The 18,650-nt window shown below is 31.9% G+C and carries 13 protein-coding genes; 11 read left to right on the top strand and 2 right to left on the bottom strand.

Features of this window, described 5'->3' with window-relative positions; translation table 11 throughout:
- Both HMPREF1253_RS08095 and HMPREF1253_RS08090 read left to right on the top strand, forming a co-directional pair.
- A partial coding sequence (locus HMPREF1253_RS08095; protein WP_023056265.1) for an S-layer homology domain-containing protein occupies positions 1 to 2,793 on the top strand: 2,793 nt, incomplete at its 5' end.
- Positions 2,794 to 2,862: 69 nt separating this feature from the next.
- The gene (locus HMPREF1253_RS08090; protein ID WP_023056262.1) at positions 2,863 to 3,708 is read left to right on the top strand and encodes a copper amine oxidase N-terminal domain-containing protein; all 846 of its coding nucleotides are present in this window, start codon (positions 2,863 to 2,865) and stop codon (positions 3,706 to 3,708) included.
- Between the two features lie 40 nt (positions 3,709 to 3,748).
- On the opposite strand, the gene pepD is transcribed toward HMPREF1253_RS08090, so the two are convergent.
- Entirely contained in the window at positions 3,749 to 5,161 is a 1,413-nt protein-coding gene (pepD, locus tag HMPREF1253_RS08085) for a beta-Ala-His dipeptidase (protein WP_023056236.1), read from the bottom strand.
- Between the two features lies 1 nt (position 5,162).
- Positions 5,163 to 6,374, bottom strand: a complete 1,212-nt coding sequence (gene pepT / locus HMPREF1253_RS08080; RefSeq protein ID WP_023056248.1) for a peptidase T — start codon at positions 6,372 to 6,374, stop codon at positions 5,163 to 5,165.
- A gap of 69 nt (positions 6,375 to 6,443) precedes the next feature.
- Between pepT and HMPREF1253_RS08075 the strand changes: the two genes are divergently transcribed.
- The 9 genes from HMPREF1253_RS08075 to HMPREF1253_RS08035 all read left to right on the top strand — a co-directional run bounded on the left by HMPREF1253_RS08075 (position 6,444) and on the right by HMPREF1253_RS08035 (position 18,647).
- The gene (locus HMPREF1253_RS08075; RefSeq protein ID WP_023056230.1) at positions 6,444 to 7,658 is read left to right on the top strand and encodes an aminoacetone oxidase family FAD-binding enzyme; all 1,215 of its coding nucleotides are present in this window, start codon (positions 6,444 to 6,446) and stop codon (positions 7,656 to 7,658) included.
- 30 nt (positions 7,659 to 7,688) lie between these two features.
- A complete protein-coding gene (locus HMPREF1253_RS08070; protein WP_023056241.1) occupies positions 7,689 to 8,990 on the top strand; it encodes an NAD(P)H-dependent oxidoreductase in 1,302 nt (433 codons plus the stop codon).
- A gap of 24 nt (positions 8,991 to 9,014) precedes the next feature.
- Complete coding sequence (locus tag HMPREF1253_RS08065) at positions 9,015 to 9,425, top strand: Rrf2 family transcriptional regulator (protein WP_036739871.1); 411 nt, start codon at positions 9,015 to 9,017, stop codon at positions 9,423 to 9,425.
- A gap of 218 nt (positions 9,426 to 9,643) precedes the next feature.
- Positions 9,644 to 12,742 (top strand): isoleucine--tRNA ligase, encoded by a 3,099-nt coding sequence (ileS, locus tag HMPREF1253_RS08060; protein ID WP_023056234.1) that lies wholly within the window; start codon positions 9,644 to 9,646, stop codon positions 12,740 to 12,742.
- 38 nt (positions 12,743 to 12,780) lie between these two features.
- Complete coding sequence (gene yajC, locus HMPREF1253_RS08055) at positions 12,781 to 13,080, top strand: preprotein translocase subunit YajC (protein WP_023056247.1); 300 nt, start codon at positions 12,781 to 12,783, stop codon at positions 13,078 to 13,080.
- Between the two features lie 9 nt (positions 13,081 to 13,089).
- On the top strand, positions 13,090 to 13,236 hold the full coding sequence (gene scfA / locus HMPREF1253_RS08050; RefSeq protein ID WP_023056221.1) for a six-cysteine ranthipeptide SCIFF: 147 nt from the start codon (positions 13,090 to 13,092) through the stop codon (positions 13,234 to 13,236).
- 50 nt (positions 13,237 to 13,286) lie between these two features.
- Positions 13,287 to 14,633 carry a thioether cross-link-forming SCIFF peptide maturase gene (gene scfB / locus HMPREF1253_RS08045; protein WP_036739903.1) on the top strand — a complete coding sequence of 449 codons (1,347 nt, stop codon included), beginning with the start codon at positions 13,287 to 13,289 and terminating at the stop codon, positions 14,631 to 14,633.
- 127 nt (positions 14,634 to 14,760) lie between these two features.
- Positions 14,761 to 16,515, top strand: a complete 1,755-nt coding sequence (recJ, locus tag HMPREF1253_RS08040) for a single-stranded-DNA-specific exonuclease RecJ (RefSeq protein ID WP_023056224.1) — start codon at positions 14,761 to 14,763, stop codon at positions 16,513 to 16,515.
- The gene (locus HMPREF1253_RS08035; protein WP_023056216.1) at positions 16,509 to 18,647 is read left to right on the top strand and encodes a bifunctional (p)ppGpp synthetase/guanosine-3',5'-bis(diphosphate) 3'-pyrophosphohydrolase; all 2,139 of its coding nucleotides are present in this window, start codon (positions 16,509 to 16,511) and stop codon (positions 18,645 to 18,647) included. Before recJ ends, HMPREF1253_RS08035 begins: the two co-directional genes overlap by 7 nt.
- The last annotated feature ends 3 nt before the right edge of the window (positions 18,648 to 18,650 follow it).

Raw genomic sequence — 18,650 nt, 5'->3', positions numbered from 1 at the left:
ACAAAAGTTATTTTAAATACAGAAGCTTTAACAAATGAAATCGAAGTAGCTAAGAAGGTTGAACAAGGTAAGAAGACAGACGAAGCATTTAATACACTTAAAGCAGCAATCGCAGCAGCAGAAAAAGTATTAGGGGAAGCAACAGAGCAAACTCAATTAGATGAAGCGGTTAAAGCATTAAAAACAGCAGTAAAAGCTTTTAAAGAAAGTGCAGATAAAGTTGAACCACAAGCACCACTAAAAAAAGAAGCTTTAACAAATGAAATCGAAGTAGCTAAGAAGGTTGAACAAGGTAAGAAGACAGACGAAGCATTTAATACACTTAAAGCAGCAATAACAGCAGCAGAAAAAGTATTAGGGGAAGCAACAGAGCAAACTCAATTAGATGAAGCGGTTAAAGCATTAAAAACAGCAGTAAAAGCCTTTAAAGAAAGTGCAGATAAAGTTGAACCACAAGCACCACTAAAAAAAGAAGCTTTAACAAAAGAAATAGCAGAAGCTAAGAAAGTTGAACAAGGCAAGAAGACAGACGAAGCATTTAGCAAACTTCAAGCAGCAATCGCAGCTGCAGAAGAAACATTGAAAAATGCAACGGTTCAAGGAGCTTTAGACCAAGGAGTAGCGACATTAAAGGCAGCAGTAAAAGCTTTTAAAAATAGTCCTGAAAAGCAAGCACAATTAAATAAAACAGAGCTTGATGCTAAGATAAAGGATGCCGACAAGATAAGCCAAGGTAAAAAAAGCGAAGATGCTTTTAAAACTTTAAAGGCTGCTATTGAAGCTGCTAAAAATGTTTTAAATAGTGCTAATACTCAAGAGCAAATTAACGAAGCTTTGGCTAATTTAAATAGTGCAATAGATGCTTTTAATAAAAGCGCCGATGCGGGAGCAAGTGAAAAAGTTTATAACATACCTGTTAAGCTTATGCACTCGGTAGAAGACAAGGAGTCTATGGGCAATAAAGCTTTAATATCTCCTGCCAAGGTAAGTATAAAAGGCGATGATGTAAATATTGACTTAACTTTCCAAGGTATTAAATTTATGGGATTCTACGGACATTTAACTAATTTATTTAGCTTTGAGGGCAATACTACAAGGGGAAGGGCAATTCCTGCTGAAGTTTTAGAACAAATGGAAGACAAGGCCTTGAACGGAACTCAAAAACAATTCCCCAAGGTATTTAGAATTAAACTTACAAAGGCTGAGTTTGAGAAGTTAAAGGACAACACTCTTTATATAAAAGTTTGGGTAGATGCTATGGACGGACTTGCCGGAGGCGAACCAGGTGCAGGGGCACAAAATGCAAGAGTTGTATTTGACAAGAGTAAAATGACTGATGTTACTCCCGGCGGAGAAACACCTACACCACCTACACCACCTACACCACCTACACCTAATGTGCCGAGCAGGGAAGATGTTGTAGATGCTTTGAGAAGATATGCCAACTTAGGCGGACCTCAATACACTTATCAAAGTAACATGATGTATGTTAACGCATATAATTCTTTAATGAGTTTGTTGACTAAGCCTAACGTTACGGACATGCAAGTAAAATCTGCCATTGACAATTTAAAAGCTGCTGTGGAAGGACTTAAATTAGATACAAGTAAGCCAAACAATTCAGGCAACAACCAAGGCTGGGGCAACAACAACCAAGGCTGGGGCAACAATAACCAAGGCTGGGGCAACAACCAAGGCTGGGGCAACAACTCCGGATGGGGCAACAACAACCAAAACAACCAAAACAACAACCAAAACAACGGCCCAGTTACAGTGCAATATGAAGTGCCGGTAGAAGTTCTTCATGCTCATCAAAGTGGTTATTCTATGGCAAATGCGGCTATTAATCACACTGCAAGAGTAGAAGAAAGAAACGGAAAATTCAGATACAGCGTTAACTTCCATTCAATCCAAAGAGAGTTTGGCGGCAAGACATTGACAGGCAACTTAACAAATCTGTTTATCATTGATGGCAGCAAGTATAGAGCTGATCAATCAGGTAATACTTGGTCATGGGTGATGAATGGCAAATATGACAGAGTAAATATTGCAGTTTGGGTAGATGCTATGGACCAAATAGCTGGCAAAGGTCCCGGAGGAGGAGAGCAAAATGCAATTCTTTCCTTTAACTGGAATGCTGCAAGAGAAGTTGGCAGATATGGCGGCAACAACCAACAAAATCAACAAAATCAACAAAATCAACAAAATCAACAAACTCAAAGTCAAAGCTCTAAGTCTAGCGGCTCATCCAATTCATTTACAGACATAAACGGTCACTGGGCTAAGCAAGCTATTGACTATGTAGTAAGCAAGGGATACTTTGCAGGCCTAAGCAATACAGAATTTGGTCCTAACAAGTCCATAACAAGAGGACAATTTGTAACGGTACTTGGAAGAATCTTAAATGTAAACACGAATGAATATAGGACACAAAATTTCAAAGATGTTAAATCAGGCTCATATTATAGTGCATATATTTCTTGGGCAAATAGAATGGGACTTGTATCAGGCTTAGGACAAGGAAAATTTGGTCCAGACAAGGAACTAACAAGAGAAGAAATGGCAGTAATAATGTCAAAATTCTTGAAGGTTTCTAATAAGAATCTAAATGCTAAGGGAACTGTTACAAGCTTTAACGACGGAAGTAACATAGAGTCCTGGGCAAAAGATGCGGTAAGTGAAATGGCAAGACTTGGTGTAGTAAGTGGAATGAAAGATGGAAGTTTCGCACCTAAATCACCTTTCACAAGAGCCCAAGTAGCACAAGTTCTATATAACATTGATAAGAATTAAGTTTTATTAATTTAATATGGGGGACTTTTCTTTGGGATTGTCCCTCTAAAATAAAAAATGAGGTGTAAAATGAAAAAAATATTTATGTCACTATTGTTAGTTTTAGTTTTAATTCCAAGCTCAATTTTTGCAGCTACTAAGTATGAAGTACCTGTTAAACTTGAAAAGTTTGGCGAACCAGGTAAAGAATCCATGGGTAATCCTTCTTTAAGACAAGTTGCAGATGTGGAAGAGAAGGATGGAAAATATATTTATAAACTTTATTTAAAAAAGATGGAGTTTATGAATATGGAAGGTGAGCTTACTAATTTATTTATTTACGATGGGGACAAGGATTCTAAGAGGGTTGAGGCTAAGCAAAGTCCTGTAAGTGGTGAATATAATAAGATTCATGAGTTTGAAAGAACAAATCCTAAGGAAGGACAAATTCTTGTTGCTGTTTGGGTTGATGCTATGGATGCTATTGCTGGAGGCGGAAAGGGTTCTGGTGAACAAAAGGCTTATTTAAAATTTGACTGGGCAAATGCGAAAACTTTAGAGGAAAAGAAGGAAGATCAGTCTGAAAAAAGCAATTCTCAAATTAAGATTATTGTTAATGATAAAGAATTGACTCCTGATCCAGCACCATATGTGGAAAATTCCAGAACTATGGTTCCTTTAAGATTTATTTCTGAAGCTTTGGGTCTTAAGGTTGATTGGGACGGAGCTAATAAGACAATTACTATTGGAGATGGTTTAGCAAAGCTAACTATAGATTCAAATATTGTAAATGCCAATGGAAAAGATATTAAGATAGATTCTCCGGCAAAGATAAAGTCAGGAAGAACATTCGTACCTTTGAGAGCTATAGCTGAGATAACAGGAGCAAAGGTTGATTGGGACGGAGCTAGTAAGACAGTAAAAATTACAAAGTAAATAAAAAATAAGGTAGGAAAAACCTACCTTATTTTTATTATTATTTTAATTCTTTTAAAAGTTCTTTTACATATTCATACATTCTTTTTGTAGATGAAATACTTAGAGATTCTTTTGGAGTGTGTGCTCCTCTTATATCTGGCCCTATGGAAATCATGTCCATGTTTGGATATTTTTCGCTAAATACTCCGCATTCCAATCCACCGTGAGTTATTTCAGTAACCATTTCATGACCGAACATTTTTTTATAAACAGTCATGGCTCTATCTCTCAAAAGGGAATCTTTTTTATATTCCCAAGTTGGATAACCTTCGGAAAATTCATATGAAACTTTGTAAGCCTGACTTGTTAGTTTATATTTTTCTTCAAGTTGTCTTAATTTTTCTTCTGAGGCACTTCTTATGGAAACTAAAATGTTATAAGAAAAGCCATCTTTTTTAACAATGGCAAGATTTGCTGAACTTTCAACATCTTTTTGACTGGAGTCTGTGTAAGAATAAACTCCGTTGTGTAAGTCTAAAAGATATCTTGCAAAAATATTTGAGTCTATGGTTCCCATTGCACTTTTAGCTTTTGAATCTTTTACTAAGATTTCCAGGTTTCCGTCTAAGTTTTCAAATTTTTCCAGGATTTTTTCAACTCGTGAATTTATGTTTGATTTTGTTGCCAAAGTAAGGCTTCCGCTTCTGGGGATTGCGTTTTGTTTTGTTCCACTATTAAAATTTACAATCATTGAATCGTCTAAACCATCAATTAAATCTGCCATAATTTTAATAATATTACCATGATTTTTTGAAATTTCCATTCCAGAATGTCCACCTAATAGGCCTTGAAAAGTAAGGTCATAAACTTTATAGTCCTTGGGAATTTCAACTTCTGAAAAATTAAATTTTGCAAGATAATTTTCTCCACCTGCAGAACCTACAGTCATTATTCCTTCTTCTTCGGAATCAATGTTTAAAAGTAAATTTCCCTTTAAAAGATTAGAAGATAAATTCATAGCTCCTTCCATTGTGGTTTCTTCACTTATTGTGAATAAACATTCTAAGGGACCGTGTTGTGCTTCTTTGTCATCAAGAAGGGCAAGGGCAAAGGCAAGACCTATTCCATCATCTGCACCTAAGGTTGTATTATTTGCATAAATTTTATCATCTTCAACAATTAAACTAATAGGGTCTTTTAAAAAATCGTGATTACTGTCATCTGATTTTTCTGGAACCATGTCCATATGACCTTGGATTATAATGCCGGGAGAATTTTCATAACCTTTACTTGCAGGTTTTCTTATTAAGACATTCTTTGTTTGGTCAACGTAAGTTTCAAAATTTCTTTCTTTTCCAAAATTTTCAAGGTAGGCGGAAATTTTTTCTTCATGACCTGAAGGTCTTGGAATTTGAGAAATTTCTGAAAAATATTTAAAGACTAACTTTGGTTCTAAGTTTAAAATACTCATTTTATTCTCCTATATTTTCAATAATTTTTAATAATAAGTTTACACATTTTTCCATAGATTCTATTACAACAAATTCATATTTTCCGTGGAAATTGTAACCTCCTGTAAATAAGTTTGGAGTGGGTAGTCCCATAAAAGAAAGTTTAGATCCGTCAGTTCCTCCTCTAATTGGTTGTATAAGAGGTTTTATATTTATATCTTCCATGGATTTTTTTGCAAGTTCTACAACTTCCATGTGATCTTCTAATTTTTCTTTCATGTTATAGTAGGAATCTTTTACATCAGTTTCTATTTTTGTTTTATATTTTTCACTTAAAAGTTTTCCTATGTTTTTAAAGAGTTCTTTTTTATTTTCAAATTTTTCTCTTGAATGGTCACGAATAATATATCTTGCCACTGTTTTTTCAGTGCTTCCTTCAAGACTTAAAAGATGGAAAAATCCGTCATAATTTTCAGTGGTTTGTGGTCTTTGATCTCTTGGCAAAATATTATCGAATTCACAGGCTATTTCTGCAGAATTTACCATTATATCTTTTGCAGTTCCCGGGTGAACATTTTTTCCATATACAGTTAAAATTCCACTTGCTGCATTGAAAGTTTCATATTCAAGCTCGCCTATAGGACCTCCGTCAACGGTATAAGCAAAGTCTGCATCAAATTTTTTTATATCGAATTTGTCTGCTCCTCTTCCTATTTCTTCATCGGGAGTAAAGGCCAAACTTATTTGTCCGTGTCTTTCTTTTGAGCTTAAAATTATTTCAGCCATAGTCATTATAATTGCGATTCCGGCTTTGTCATCAGCACCTAAAAGAGTGGTTCCGTCACTTGTTATTATTTCTTTTCCAACTATGTTTTTCAAAAATGGAAATTCTTTTAAATTCATAAATAGATTTTCATTTAATTTTATATCTCCGCCTTCATAAACAAATCTTTGGGCTTTAACATTTTTTCCTGTAAAGTCAGGAGAAGTGTCCATGTGTGCAATAAATCCGACTTTTTTTAGAGTCTTATCTGTTGCTGGAATTTTTCCATAAACATATCCGTTTTCGTCCATTTGACTTTCAATTCCCATTTTTTTCATTTCATCTACAAGATATTCAGCTAAATTTAATTGCAGTTTTGTAGATGGACAAGTTTCAGAAAATTCATCTGAAGTTGTTTCAAAAGATACATATTTTAAAAATCTTTCAATTAATTTTTCTTTAAAATTCATTTATTTCCCTCCGTTTAAATTTTATTATACAATAAGAATGATTAAATCACAGAAAAAGTTGAGGATATTATGAAAATTGGAATAATTGGTGGAGGAGCCAGCGGAATTTTTGCGGCGATAAATTTTCCCTTAGAATATGATGTTACCATTCTTGAAAGAAATGATAGGATTGGTAAAAAACTTTTGGCAACGGGAAATGGAAGATGTAATCTTACAAATTTAAACTTAGATAAAAAAAATTATAAGGGTTCTGAAAATTTTGTTGATTTTGCCATAAATAATTTTTCAAATAAGGATCTTATAAAATTTTTTGAAAACATAGGTATGAAAACTTTAAGCCTTGAAAAGGGAAGAGTCTATCCCATAACTTTAAGCTCGGCTTCTGTTTTAAATATCTTTTTAGATGAACTTAAAAAGAAAAATGTAAAGGTTATAAATAATTTTTTTGTAAATAAAATTGAAAAAATAAATAATAAATTTAAAGTTTATTCAAAGGAGTCTTCTTTTGAATTCGATAAAATTATTTTTGCCTGTGGAGGAACGAGTATGCCTGTTTCCGGAAGTGACGGCAGTGCTTTTTCTCTTTTAAAAAATTTGGGACACAAAATTACTAAGCTTAGTCCAGGCCTTACTCAATTAAAATTGAAAAGTGATTTTTTAAAACATCTTTCTGGCACCAAGGTTATTGGAGAATGTAAACTTATAAAAGATGGCAAAGTAGTAGATAAAAAATATGGGGACCTTTTATTTACGGACTATGGAATTAGTGGTCCACCTATTTTTGATTTATCTTACTATGTAAGTCTTTCCAACGAGAAATTTTTTATAGAGCTCCCTTTAATTAATGAGGTTGACAAAAATTTTTCGGATTTTTATTTTTCGTGTATTTATATGAATCCTGATTTTTCCATTGAAAGATTTCTAACAGGTCTTGTAAATAAAAAGTTTATCCATTATTTATTAAAGACTTTAGACATAGACAAAAACAACCCTCTTTGCAATTTAACCCATAGGGATTATGAAAATTTATTAAACCTTATTTTACATTCAACTTTTGAAGTTACTGGAGTGAACTCTTTTAAAAATTCTCAGGTTACCCTTGGTGGAGTTGATACAAGTGAAATTGACAATAAAACTTTTGAGTCAAAGTTAGTGAAGGGTCTTTATATTATAGGAGAAGCTTTGGATGTAGCTGGTGACTGTGGTGGTTATAATTTACAGTGGGCCTTTTCAAGTGCATATATAAGTTCTAAAGCCATTGAAAAATTGTATGATTTAAAATGATTTTATGATATATTATCAACTGGAGGATTTATGAATTTTTTAAGTAATAAAATCAATGAATTTGGAGAAATTAAAGTAGGTATTGTAGGCTCCGGTTTAATGGGGACATCACTTTTTTCACAGCTATTAAGTCTTGAAAATTTTAGACCAACTGTAATTTCTTCACGAAGAAAAGAATCAATTTTAGAGTTATTTAAAGCTTGCAAGGTTGCTGAAAAAGATTATGTAATTACAGATAATTTTGAGACGGCTTTAAAGGCCTTTAAAGAAAATAAATACATCGGTACGACTGATAACACTCTTGCAACAAAAAGCGAGCTTGTAGACGCTGTTACAGACTGTACAGGCAACATAAATGCAGGGATAGATATAAGCCTTGAAGCTTTTAAAAACAAAGTTCACGTTGTGAGCTTAAATGTTGAAATGGATTCAACTGTTGGACCATATTTAAATCATCTTGCAAAAAATAGCAACATTGTATATACAGGAAGTTATGGAGATGAACCAGGAGCTATTGTAGAGCTTTTTGAATTTGCAAATTTAATGGGATTTGAGATTCTTCATTTAGGAAAAGGCAAGAACAATGAATTAAATTATTATGTAACTGAAGACGATGTAAAAGAGGATGCAAAAAAAAGAAGAATCAGCCCCAGGATGCTTACATCTTTTGTTGATGGAACAAATACAATGATAGAACTTAATGCAGTTTGCAATGCTACAGGTTTTATGCCTGATATAAGAGGCTGTCACATGATTTATTCAGAGCCTAAAGAGCTTGCTGATAAGTTTAAACTTATAGAAGATGGAGGCATTTTTAAAAATAGGTATACAGTAGATTTTGTAAAGGGAATTGCACCAGGAGTATATGCTATTGTAAAAGCTAAAAATGAAATTATAGATTATGAAATGCAATATCTTTCCATGGGGAAAGGTCCAAACTATGCTATTTACAGACCATACCATCTAACAAGTCTTGAAACTCCTATTTCCATTGCAAAGGCTGTAGTTTTACACGAGTCATCAATTACACCTAAAAACTTGAAGCCTTCAGCAGAAACTGTTGCTATTGCAAAAAGAGATATCTTAGCAGGAGAACTTATTGAAGGAATTGGCGGCAAGAGTGTTTTTGGAAGTCTTGAAAAATATTCCATAGCTAAAGAAAATGATTTACTTCCAATAGGTTTAATTAATGAAAATACAAAAGCAAAAATTAACATAAAAAAAGATACACCTATTACGTATAATATGGTATGCTTAGATTGTAATTCGTCAGCAGTCATTATAAGGAATAGAATGAACAGTTTGATTGACAGTAATCCTGATTTGTTATAAAATTGTTTAGAATTTGGTGATTATATGAGAATAACTCAAGAAACAGATTATGCTTTTAGAATTTGTGCATATCTGGCAGAACGTGAAAATGAAGTAATAGGGGCACCTGAAATATCTGAAGTACAAAAAATTCCTAAAAGATTTACTTTAAGAATTTTGAGAAAATTAAATCTTGCAGGTATTACTGGCGCTAAAAGAGGAGCTTATGGTGGCTATTATCTTTTAAAGCCTAAAGAAAAAGTTACTCTTTACGATATTATTTTAGCAATTGACGGACCTATTATAGTCAATAAATGTCTATCAGAATCTTCCCCTTATTGTTCAAAAAATGGCAAAAAGGGAATCGATCACTGCAAATTTCATAAAAGACTTTCTGCAATACAATCAAATATTGCAAAAATGTTTAAAGACTCAACTATTGATGAGTTTATATAGCAATTGAGAGGACGGAAACAAACGCCTTTTTAGAGAGATATGTTGGTGAAAAAATATCAAAAGTTTGTTTCGAATCACCTTTCAGCTTAAGGGAGGAAATGCCTTTAGGTTAGCAACCTTATAGCTAAAAAGAGATAGTTACCTATAATAAGGGTGGTACCGCGGAAATATTCGTCCCTGAAGCATATGCTTCAGGGTATTTTTTATATGGAGGTATTATGGAAAAATTTAAACCGCTTTCTAAAGAGCCTGTAGCTCAAAGAGAAGGAAAAATTTCAGAATATTGGGACAAGATTGACTTGTTACATGAGTCTGTAAAGACAAGAGAAGGTCATGAAAAATATGTTTTTTATGAAGGACCGCCGACAGCAAACGGAAAACCTGGAATACATCATGTAATTGCAAGAACTCTTAAGGATTTAACTTGCAGATACAAGACTATGAAAGGCTTTAAAGTAAATAGAAAAGCCGGATGGGATACCCATGGTCTTCCTGTTGAAATTGAAGTTGAAAAAAAACTTGGACTTCACAATAAACAAGACATAGAAAAATATGGAATAGAAGAATTTAATAAAAAATGTAGAAATTCTGTTTTCGAATATGAAAAAGAATGGAGAGAGCTTACAAAGAGGATGGCATATCTTGTAGATCTTGACAATCCTTATATAACTCTTGACAACAATTATATTGAGTCAGTTTGGAACATTTTGGATAAGATGTACAAAGATGGTTTAATTTATGAAGGCCATAAAATTTTACCTTATTGCCCAAGATGTGGAACAGGCCTTGCATCCCATGAGGTAGCTCAAGGATATCAATTAGATAAAGTTGAAACAGTTTATGTTAAATTTAAATTATCAGATAAAGATGAATATTTTTTAGTTTGGACAACAACTCCTTGGACCCTTGCTTCTAATGTGGCTTTAACAGTAAATCCTAATGTTGATTATGTTAAAGTAAAAAGCAATGGAGAAATTTATTACCTTGCCGATGCTTTAAAAGATAAAGTTTTAAAAGAGGAATATGAAGTTCTTGAAACTATGAAGGGAAAAGACCTGGAATATGTAAAATATGATCAACTTCTTCCATTTATAAAACCTGATAAAAATGCATTTTTTGTAACTTGTGCTGATTATGTAACAACTGAAGACGGTACAGGAGTTGTTCACACTGCGCCTGCTTTTGGTGAAGATGACTATAATACAGGAAGAAGATATGATCTTCCCTTCATAAAACCTGTAGATGAAGAAGGAAAGTATACTGAAACTCCTTGGAAGGGGAAATTTGTAATAGATGCAGATCCTGATGTAATAAAATATTTAATTGAAAATGATTTATTATACAGGAAACAAAAACTTGAACATAATTATCCTCATTGCTGGAGATGTGGAACACCCCTTATATATTACGCACATCCATCATGGTATATAGAAGTTACAAAATTTAAAGAAAAATTAATTGAAAACAATAATGGAGTTAATTGGTTTCCTGAATTTGTAGGCGAAAAGAGGTTTGGGAATTGGCTTGAAAATTTAAATGACTGGGCAATTTCACGTTCAAGATATTGGGGAACACCTCTACCAATTTACAGATGCCAATGCGGACACATTGAGAGTGTCGGTTCAAGAAAAGAGCTTGCAGAAAAAGCTATTGAAGATATTGATGAAAATATAGAACTTCACAGACCATATGTTGACAATGTTCACTTGAAATGTCCTAAGTGCGGAAAGCCTATGACAAGAGAAAAAGATGTTGTGGATGTTTGGTTTGATTCAGGAGCTATGCCTTTTGCTCAATGGCATTATCCCTTTGAACACAAAGAAGATTTTGACCAACTTTTCCCTGCTGATTTTATTTGTGAAGGGATAGATCAAACTCGTGGTTGGTTCTATTCCTTAATAGCAATTTCAACTTATTTAACAGGAAAAAGCCCCTATAAAAATGTTTTGGTAAATGACTTAATTCTTGATAAATTTGGCAAAAAAATGAGTAAGTCAAAGGGAAACACAGTAAATCCTTTTGAACTTTTTGATAATTACGGAGCTGATGTTGTACGTTGGTATTTAATTTACGTTTCACCGCCATGGACTCCAACAAAGTTTGATGAAGACGGTTTACGTGAAGTTGAATCAAAATTTTTTAGAACTATTAGAAATATTTATAATTTCTTCTCCCTTTATGCCAATACTGATGACATTGACCCAAGAGAATTTGAAATTGATTTAAAAGACAGAGATTTAATTGACAGATGGCTTATATCAAGATATGAAAGTCTTGTTAAAACTGTTAATGAAGACATGGACAGGTTTGAACTTACAAAAGTTGTAAGAGAAATACAAGATTTTGTAATTGAAGATTTTTCCAACTGGTATATCAGAAGAAATAGAAGAAGATTTTGGAAAACTGATGTAGATAATGATAAAAAGGCAGTTTACAAAACAACTTATGAAGTTCTTCTTGGAATAGTTAAATTAATAGCACCTATAGTTCCATTTATTTCTGAAGAGCTATATAAATCTTTAACTAATGGAAAATCAGTTCATTTAGAAGATTATCCAAAAGTAGAAGAAGAAAAAATAGATAGGGCTCTTGAAGAAAAAATGGCTCTTGTAATAAAAATTGTTGAGCTTGGTCGTGCATCAAGAGAAGATGCAAAAATTAAAATAAGACAAGCTTTAAAAGAAGTTGTTCTTGATGGAGAACTTAAAAATAAAATTGGAAATTTAAGAGAATTAATAGAAGAAGAGCTTAATGTAAAAGAAGTAAAATTTGAAGATGATCTTTCAAAATTTATGGATTATGAATTAAAGCCTAATTTTAAAGTTGCAGGTTCAATTTTAGGCAAGAAGATAAAAGATTTCCAAAACTTCTTAAGAGATGTAGATGCTAAAGAATTTATAAATTCTTTAAGAAAAGATTTACAAAAGATTGACTTAGGTGGAGAAAAAACTGATATTAAAGAAGACTATGTTCTTGTAAATATTAAATCAAAACCAGGTTTTGACGTTACCATGGAAAACAATCAATTTGTAATACTGGATACGGAACTTACTCCTGAACTAATAGAAGAAGGCTATGTAAGAGAATTTATTTCCAAGATTCAACAAATGAGAAAAGCTAAAGATTTTGAAGTTTTAGATAACATTTCAATTATCTATTCTGCAGATGAAGAAATACAAAAAGCAGTTGAAAAATATGATGATTTTATAAAGACTGAAACCCTTGCGAAAGAAATAAAATATGGTAAGGGAGAGGAAGAAGTTGACTTAAACGGTCATGAGGCTTTTATAAGCATAGAAAAGAATATTGCAGACTGACAAACACTAAGATATAATTATTAAAGAAAGGAGAGCCTATGAACCCTGAAACACAAAGAATGATAGCATCTTTCTTACCACTTGTATTTGTTTTCGGATTTTTCTATTTTTTCGTAATAAGAAAAGAAAAGAAAAAACAAAATGAAATACAAGATATGAGAAACAATATAAAAGTCGGAGATATGATTATCACCATAGGTGGAATTGTTGGAACGGTTGTTACAGTTAAAGAAGATCTTTTTGTTATTCAAACTTCAGGTGAAAAATCAAAGTTTGAAATCATGAAATGGGGCATAAACTCTGTTATTGAAAACAAAAAAGACCTTAAAGAAAATTAGGAGGACCTTATGAAACACGTAAAAACTCTTACAAGCAAAAGATTAAAGGATACCTTTGCTAAAGGCGGTTGCGGAGAATGTCAAACATCTTGTCAATCAGCTTGCAAAACTTCTTGCACAGTAGGTAATCAAAAGTGCGAAAACAAAGATAATTAGTAACAATAATGGGGTTGGAAACAACCCTTTTTATTGTGGGAAAGGTAAAGATGAATACAATACACAAATTTTATTTAAATAATGTTTATATAATTTTAGATATAGCAAGTGGAAGCGTCCATCAAGTTGATCAAATAATTTATGATTTAGTTGAAGATGTAAAACTTTTAAGCGAAGAAGATTTAATAAAAAAATATGAAAACAAATATGAAAAAGATCAAATTATAGAAGCAAGAAAAGAAATTTTAGAACTTGAAAAAGAAGGTTTGCTTTTTACTGTAGATCCAAGACTTATGAAGGCAAGTTATAATCCTCAAAATATTATAAAGGCTCTTTGTCTTCATGTTTCCCACGATTGCAATTTGAGATGTAAGTATTGTTTTGCTTCTCAAGGAGACTTTCATGGGCAAAGGCTTTTAATGGACTTTGAAACAGGCAAAAGAGCTCTTGACTTTTTAATAGAAAATTCAGGAAACAGAAGAAATCTTGAAGTTGATTTCTTTGGTGGAGAACCTCTTATGAATTTTGAAGTTGTTAAAAAATTAGTGGAATATGGAGAAAGCATAGAAGAAAAATTTAATAAAAATATTCGCTGGACTATAACAACAAACGGGATGCTTCTAAATGAAGAAATAAATGCCTTTATAAACGAACACATGTCAAATGTAGTTTTGTCCATTGATGGAAGAAAAGAAATAAATGACGAAATGAGACCTACTATAAATAAAAAAGGCTCTTATGATTTAATAGTTCCCAAATTTCAAAAACTTATAGAGGGCAGGAAAGATAAAGATTATTATATCAGAGGAACCTTTACTCATAATAATTTGGATTTTTCAGAAGACTTGTTGGACTTTTATAAAAATGGATTTATGAAAACATCCATAGAGCCTGTAGTAACAGATCCCAAGGAAGAATATGCTTTAAGGGAAGAAGACCTTGATAAAATTTTAAAAGAATATGAAAAAATGAGTAAAGATTATTTAGAAATAAAAAAGCACAATAAAGACTTTTTATTTTTTCACTTTATGATAGATTTAAGCCAAGGTCCCTGCATAATAAAAAGAACAGTGGGGTGTGGAGCGGGAAGCGAATATATTGCAGTAACTCCTCAAGGGGATATTTATCCCTGCCATCAATTTGTAGGTGAAGAACAATTTTTACTTGGAAATGTATTTGATGGAATAAAAAATGACAAGTTAAGGGAAGAATTTAAATGCTCAAATGTATTTACAAAAGAAAAATGCAGTGATTGTTGGGCAAGATATTATTGTTCCGGAGGTTGTCATGCAAACAACTATTACCAAAATCACAATTTAAAAGAACCTTATAATTTAGGTTGTGAAATGGAAAAAAAGAGAATAGAATGTGCAATATCAATTCTTGCAAATGAATGATGCTTAGGCATCATTTTTTTTATAAAAAATTATAGGCTTTAAGATTTTTTTATGCAAACTTACAAAGAAAATCATATTATTTTTTTAAATTTAACTTATGTTATACTGGTAATATTAAGGTGATTTAATGGAAAAGTGGCTTATAAAGAAAAACAAAAGCAATAAAACAAATTTAAATTTAAATTTAAATCCTATTGTGGAAAAAATTTTATTAAATAGAGGAATTGATACTGAAAAAAAAGTTGAGGAATTTTTAAATCCAAGTTATGAAAATTTAAACACCCCTTTACTTATGAAAGATTTAATCAGGGCTGGAAATATTATTTTAAATCATATTTCTAAAAAAAATAAAATTGCAATTTCAGGCGATTATGACGTTGATGGAGTCATGAGTACTACAATTTTATTAGAGGGTTTAAAAGAGCTTGGAGGAAATGTAATTTACAAAATTCCTAACAGATATAATGATGGATATGGAATTAATAATAGGATAGTTGATGAATGCTTTGATGAAGAGGTTAAGTTAATTATTACTTGTGACAATGGAATTGCTGCAAAAGAGGCAGTTGATTATGCAAATTCTAAGGATATTCAAGTAATAGTTACAGATCATCATGAGATACCCCTTGATGAAAATTCTAATGAAATTTTACCTAATGCAGAAGCTGTTGTTGATCCTAAACAAAAAAATTGCACCTATCCATTTAGAGATCTTTGCGGTGCCGGAGTTGTTTTTAAACTTATATCATATTTATATAAATTAAAGGGAATCAATTGGGAAAGGGAAAGATATTTACTTCAATTTGTTGCAATGGCAACTGTGTGTGATGTTATGCCCATAGTTGAAGAAAATAGAATTTTCGTAAAATACGGACTTCAAGCTCTCAATTCTTCGGATAATTTGGGAATGAAGGAACTAATAAGAGCATGCCAAATAAAAGATCCCATAGATGTTTACCATTTAGGTTTTATTTTAGGACCAAGTATTAATTCTGCTGGAAGACTAGCAGATGCCTCTAAAGCTGTGGAGCTTTTTACTTGCAATGACTTTGAAAAAGCTAAGGAAATAAGTAAAGAGTTAAGAGAATTAAATGTTAAGAGACAAGAATTAACAGATGATGGCTTTAAGGAGCTTGATAATTTTATTTTAAATCATGAGATGGACAAAAAATTTCCGATTTTAGTTCTTCTTTCTGAAGACTTAAATGAATCTGTAGCAGGAATTGTTGCAGGTCGTTTAAAAGAAAAGTATAAAAGACCGGTTATTGTTTTATCTGGTAAGGAAACTTTAAAAGGTTCAGGCAGAAGTATAGAAGAATACAATATGTTTGAAAAAATTTCTCATGAAAAATATTTATTGGAAAAATTTGGCGGACATAAAATGGCTGCTGGAATGTCTTTAGAGAGAGAAAATTTAGTGGAATTTATTAAAAATTTAAATAATAATTCTGATTTAAAAAAAGAGGATTTCTTTTCTAAATACTATATAGATGCTCAAGCTAAAATTAAAGATTTAAATATGGATCTTGCTGAGAGTATAAATGCCTTAAAGCCCTTTGGAAACGGAAATGAAGCACCGGTCTTAGGTTTTAAAAGTGTTATAATAGATAAAATAAAGATACTTGGAAAAAATCAAAATGTATTAAAATTAAGTTTACGTCAAGACGAAAATAATATAGATGCCATATATTTCAGCGATTTTAAAAGTTTTAAAGAAAAATTAAAGGAAGGTTATGCTCCTTCCATATTGGATGAATTATTGCTTGGAAAAAGAAAAATATTTGTTGATTTAATAGGGAGTCTTGATATTAACGAGTTTAATGGAAATAAATATTTGCAAGTAAAAATAAAAAGCATTAGAGCCGGGAGGAAACAATGTTAGAGGTATTAATTAATAAAATAAAAGAATATAATCCAAATGCGGATTTTAATTTAATAACAAAGGCCTTTAACATGGCTGAATTTCATCATAAAGGCCAAAAGAGAAATTCTGGAGAAGATTATATTATCCATCCCTTAAATGTTGCTCTTATTTTGGCAGATATGAATATGGATACTCAAACTATTATTGCAGGGCTTTTACATGACACCATAGAAGATACCGATGTAACTTTTGAGGATATTAAAAATGACTTCGGCGAAGAAATAGCAAATCTTGTGGATGGAGTTACAAAACTTAAAAAATTAAATTATAAAACCAAAAGAGAAAATCAGGCTGAAAATATAAGAAAAATGGTTCTTGCAATGGCTAAGGATATTCGTGTAATAATTGTAAAACTTGCAGATAGAACTCATAATATGAGAACTCTTGAGTACATGACGGAAGAAAAGAAGCATGAAAAGGCTCTTGAAACTATAGAAATTTATGCTCCTATTGCAGATAGATTAGGTATGAGCAGGGTTAAATGGGAACTAGAAGATTTATCTTTAAGATATTTGGATCCGGACAATTATTATAAATTAGTTGATATGGTCAACAAGAGAAGAAATGAAAGAGAAGACCTTATTAACAAACTTATTGAAGAAATAAGTAAATCAATAAAAGCAATAGGCATTAAAGCAGATATTCACGGAAGACCTAAAAATTTTTATTCAATTTATAAAAAGATGATAATTAAGAAAAAATCTTTTGACGAAATATATGACCTCTCCGCGGTTCGAGTTTTAGTAGAGGATATAAAGGATTGCTATGGAGTTTTAGGTGCCGTACACACCCTTTACAAGCCTATACCGGGCAGATTTAAAGACTACATTGCCATGCCAAAACTAAATAAATATCAATCTCTTCACACAACTGTAATTGATGATAATGGCGAAACATTTGAAGTTCAAATAAGAACTTATGAAATGCATCAAACGGCTGAATATGGGATTGCAGCTCACTGGAAATATAAATCAGGAACAAATAAATCTACATCTTTTGATGAAAATTTAACTTGGTTAAGACAGCTATTGGAATGGCAAAAGGATGTTAATGATCCAGATGATTTTATGGAAACATTAAAAATTGATTTTTTTGCTGATGAAGTATTTGTATTTACACCGAGAGGAGACGTTATAAATCTTCCTGAAGGTTCAACTCCAATAGACTTTGCTTATAGAATCCACTCTGATGTGGGAAATACCTGTGTAGGAGCAAAGGTTAACGGAAGAATAGTTCCCCTAACTTATAAACTTACAAGTGGAAATATTGTTGATGTAATAACAAATCCAAATTCAGGTCCTTCCATGGATTGGATGAATATTGTAAAAAGTCCTCAAGCAAGGAAAAAAATAGGTCAATACTTTAAGGTAAAAGATAGAGATAAAAACATTGAAAGAGGAAGAGACATGATTGAAAAAGAATCAAAACGTCTTGGATATCGAGTAAATGAATTTATGAAAGATGAAGCCCTTGAAGAAGTAAGATCAAAATTAAATGTTTTAACTCTTGATGATATATATGCAGCAGTTGGCTTTGGTTCAATAACTGTAAAACAAGTAACAACAAAACTTGTAGATATATATAAGAAAAACCACAAAGATGATTTAGATGAAATTTTGCCTCAACAACAAACTGAAAGACGTGAATCGAGAGGTGGAATAGTTGTTGACGGCTTAGATGATGTTAAGGTTCGTTTTGCAAAATGTTGTAATCCTGTTCCTGGAGATAAAATTGTAGGTTATGTTACAATAGGAAGAGGAGTTTCCGTTCATAGAGCCGATTGTACAAATTTGAAAGATATAGAAAAAAATAGAATAATTGAAGTTACATGGAACAGCACTGAAAATGGAAGATACACTGCTGAAATTGAAGCTCAGGCAATGGATAAACCTAATGTTATTGCAGATATTGCAGGTAGAATAAATGATTCAAAACTTGTTTTAAATTCTTTAAATGCAAGGGCAGGAAAAGACGGAGATTTAATTGTAGATATAAGAGTTGAAATAAAATCCATAGCTGATCTTGAAAAACTTATGGATAAGCTAAAAAGAATAAAACATGTATTTGATGTATATAGAGTAAAGGCGTGATAA

Origin of the sequence: Peptoniphilus sp. BV3C26, from assembly GCF_000478985.1 — a bacterium.
GTDB lineage: Bacteria > Bacillota > Clostridia > Tissierellales > Peptoniphilaceae > Peptoniphilus_B > Peptoniphilus_B koenoeneniae.
The sequence above is the reverse complement of the archived record's forward strand: the minus strand, read 5'-3'. Positions and strand labels throughout refer to the sequence as shown.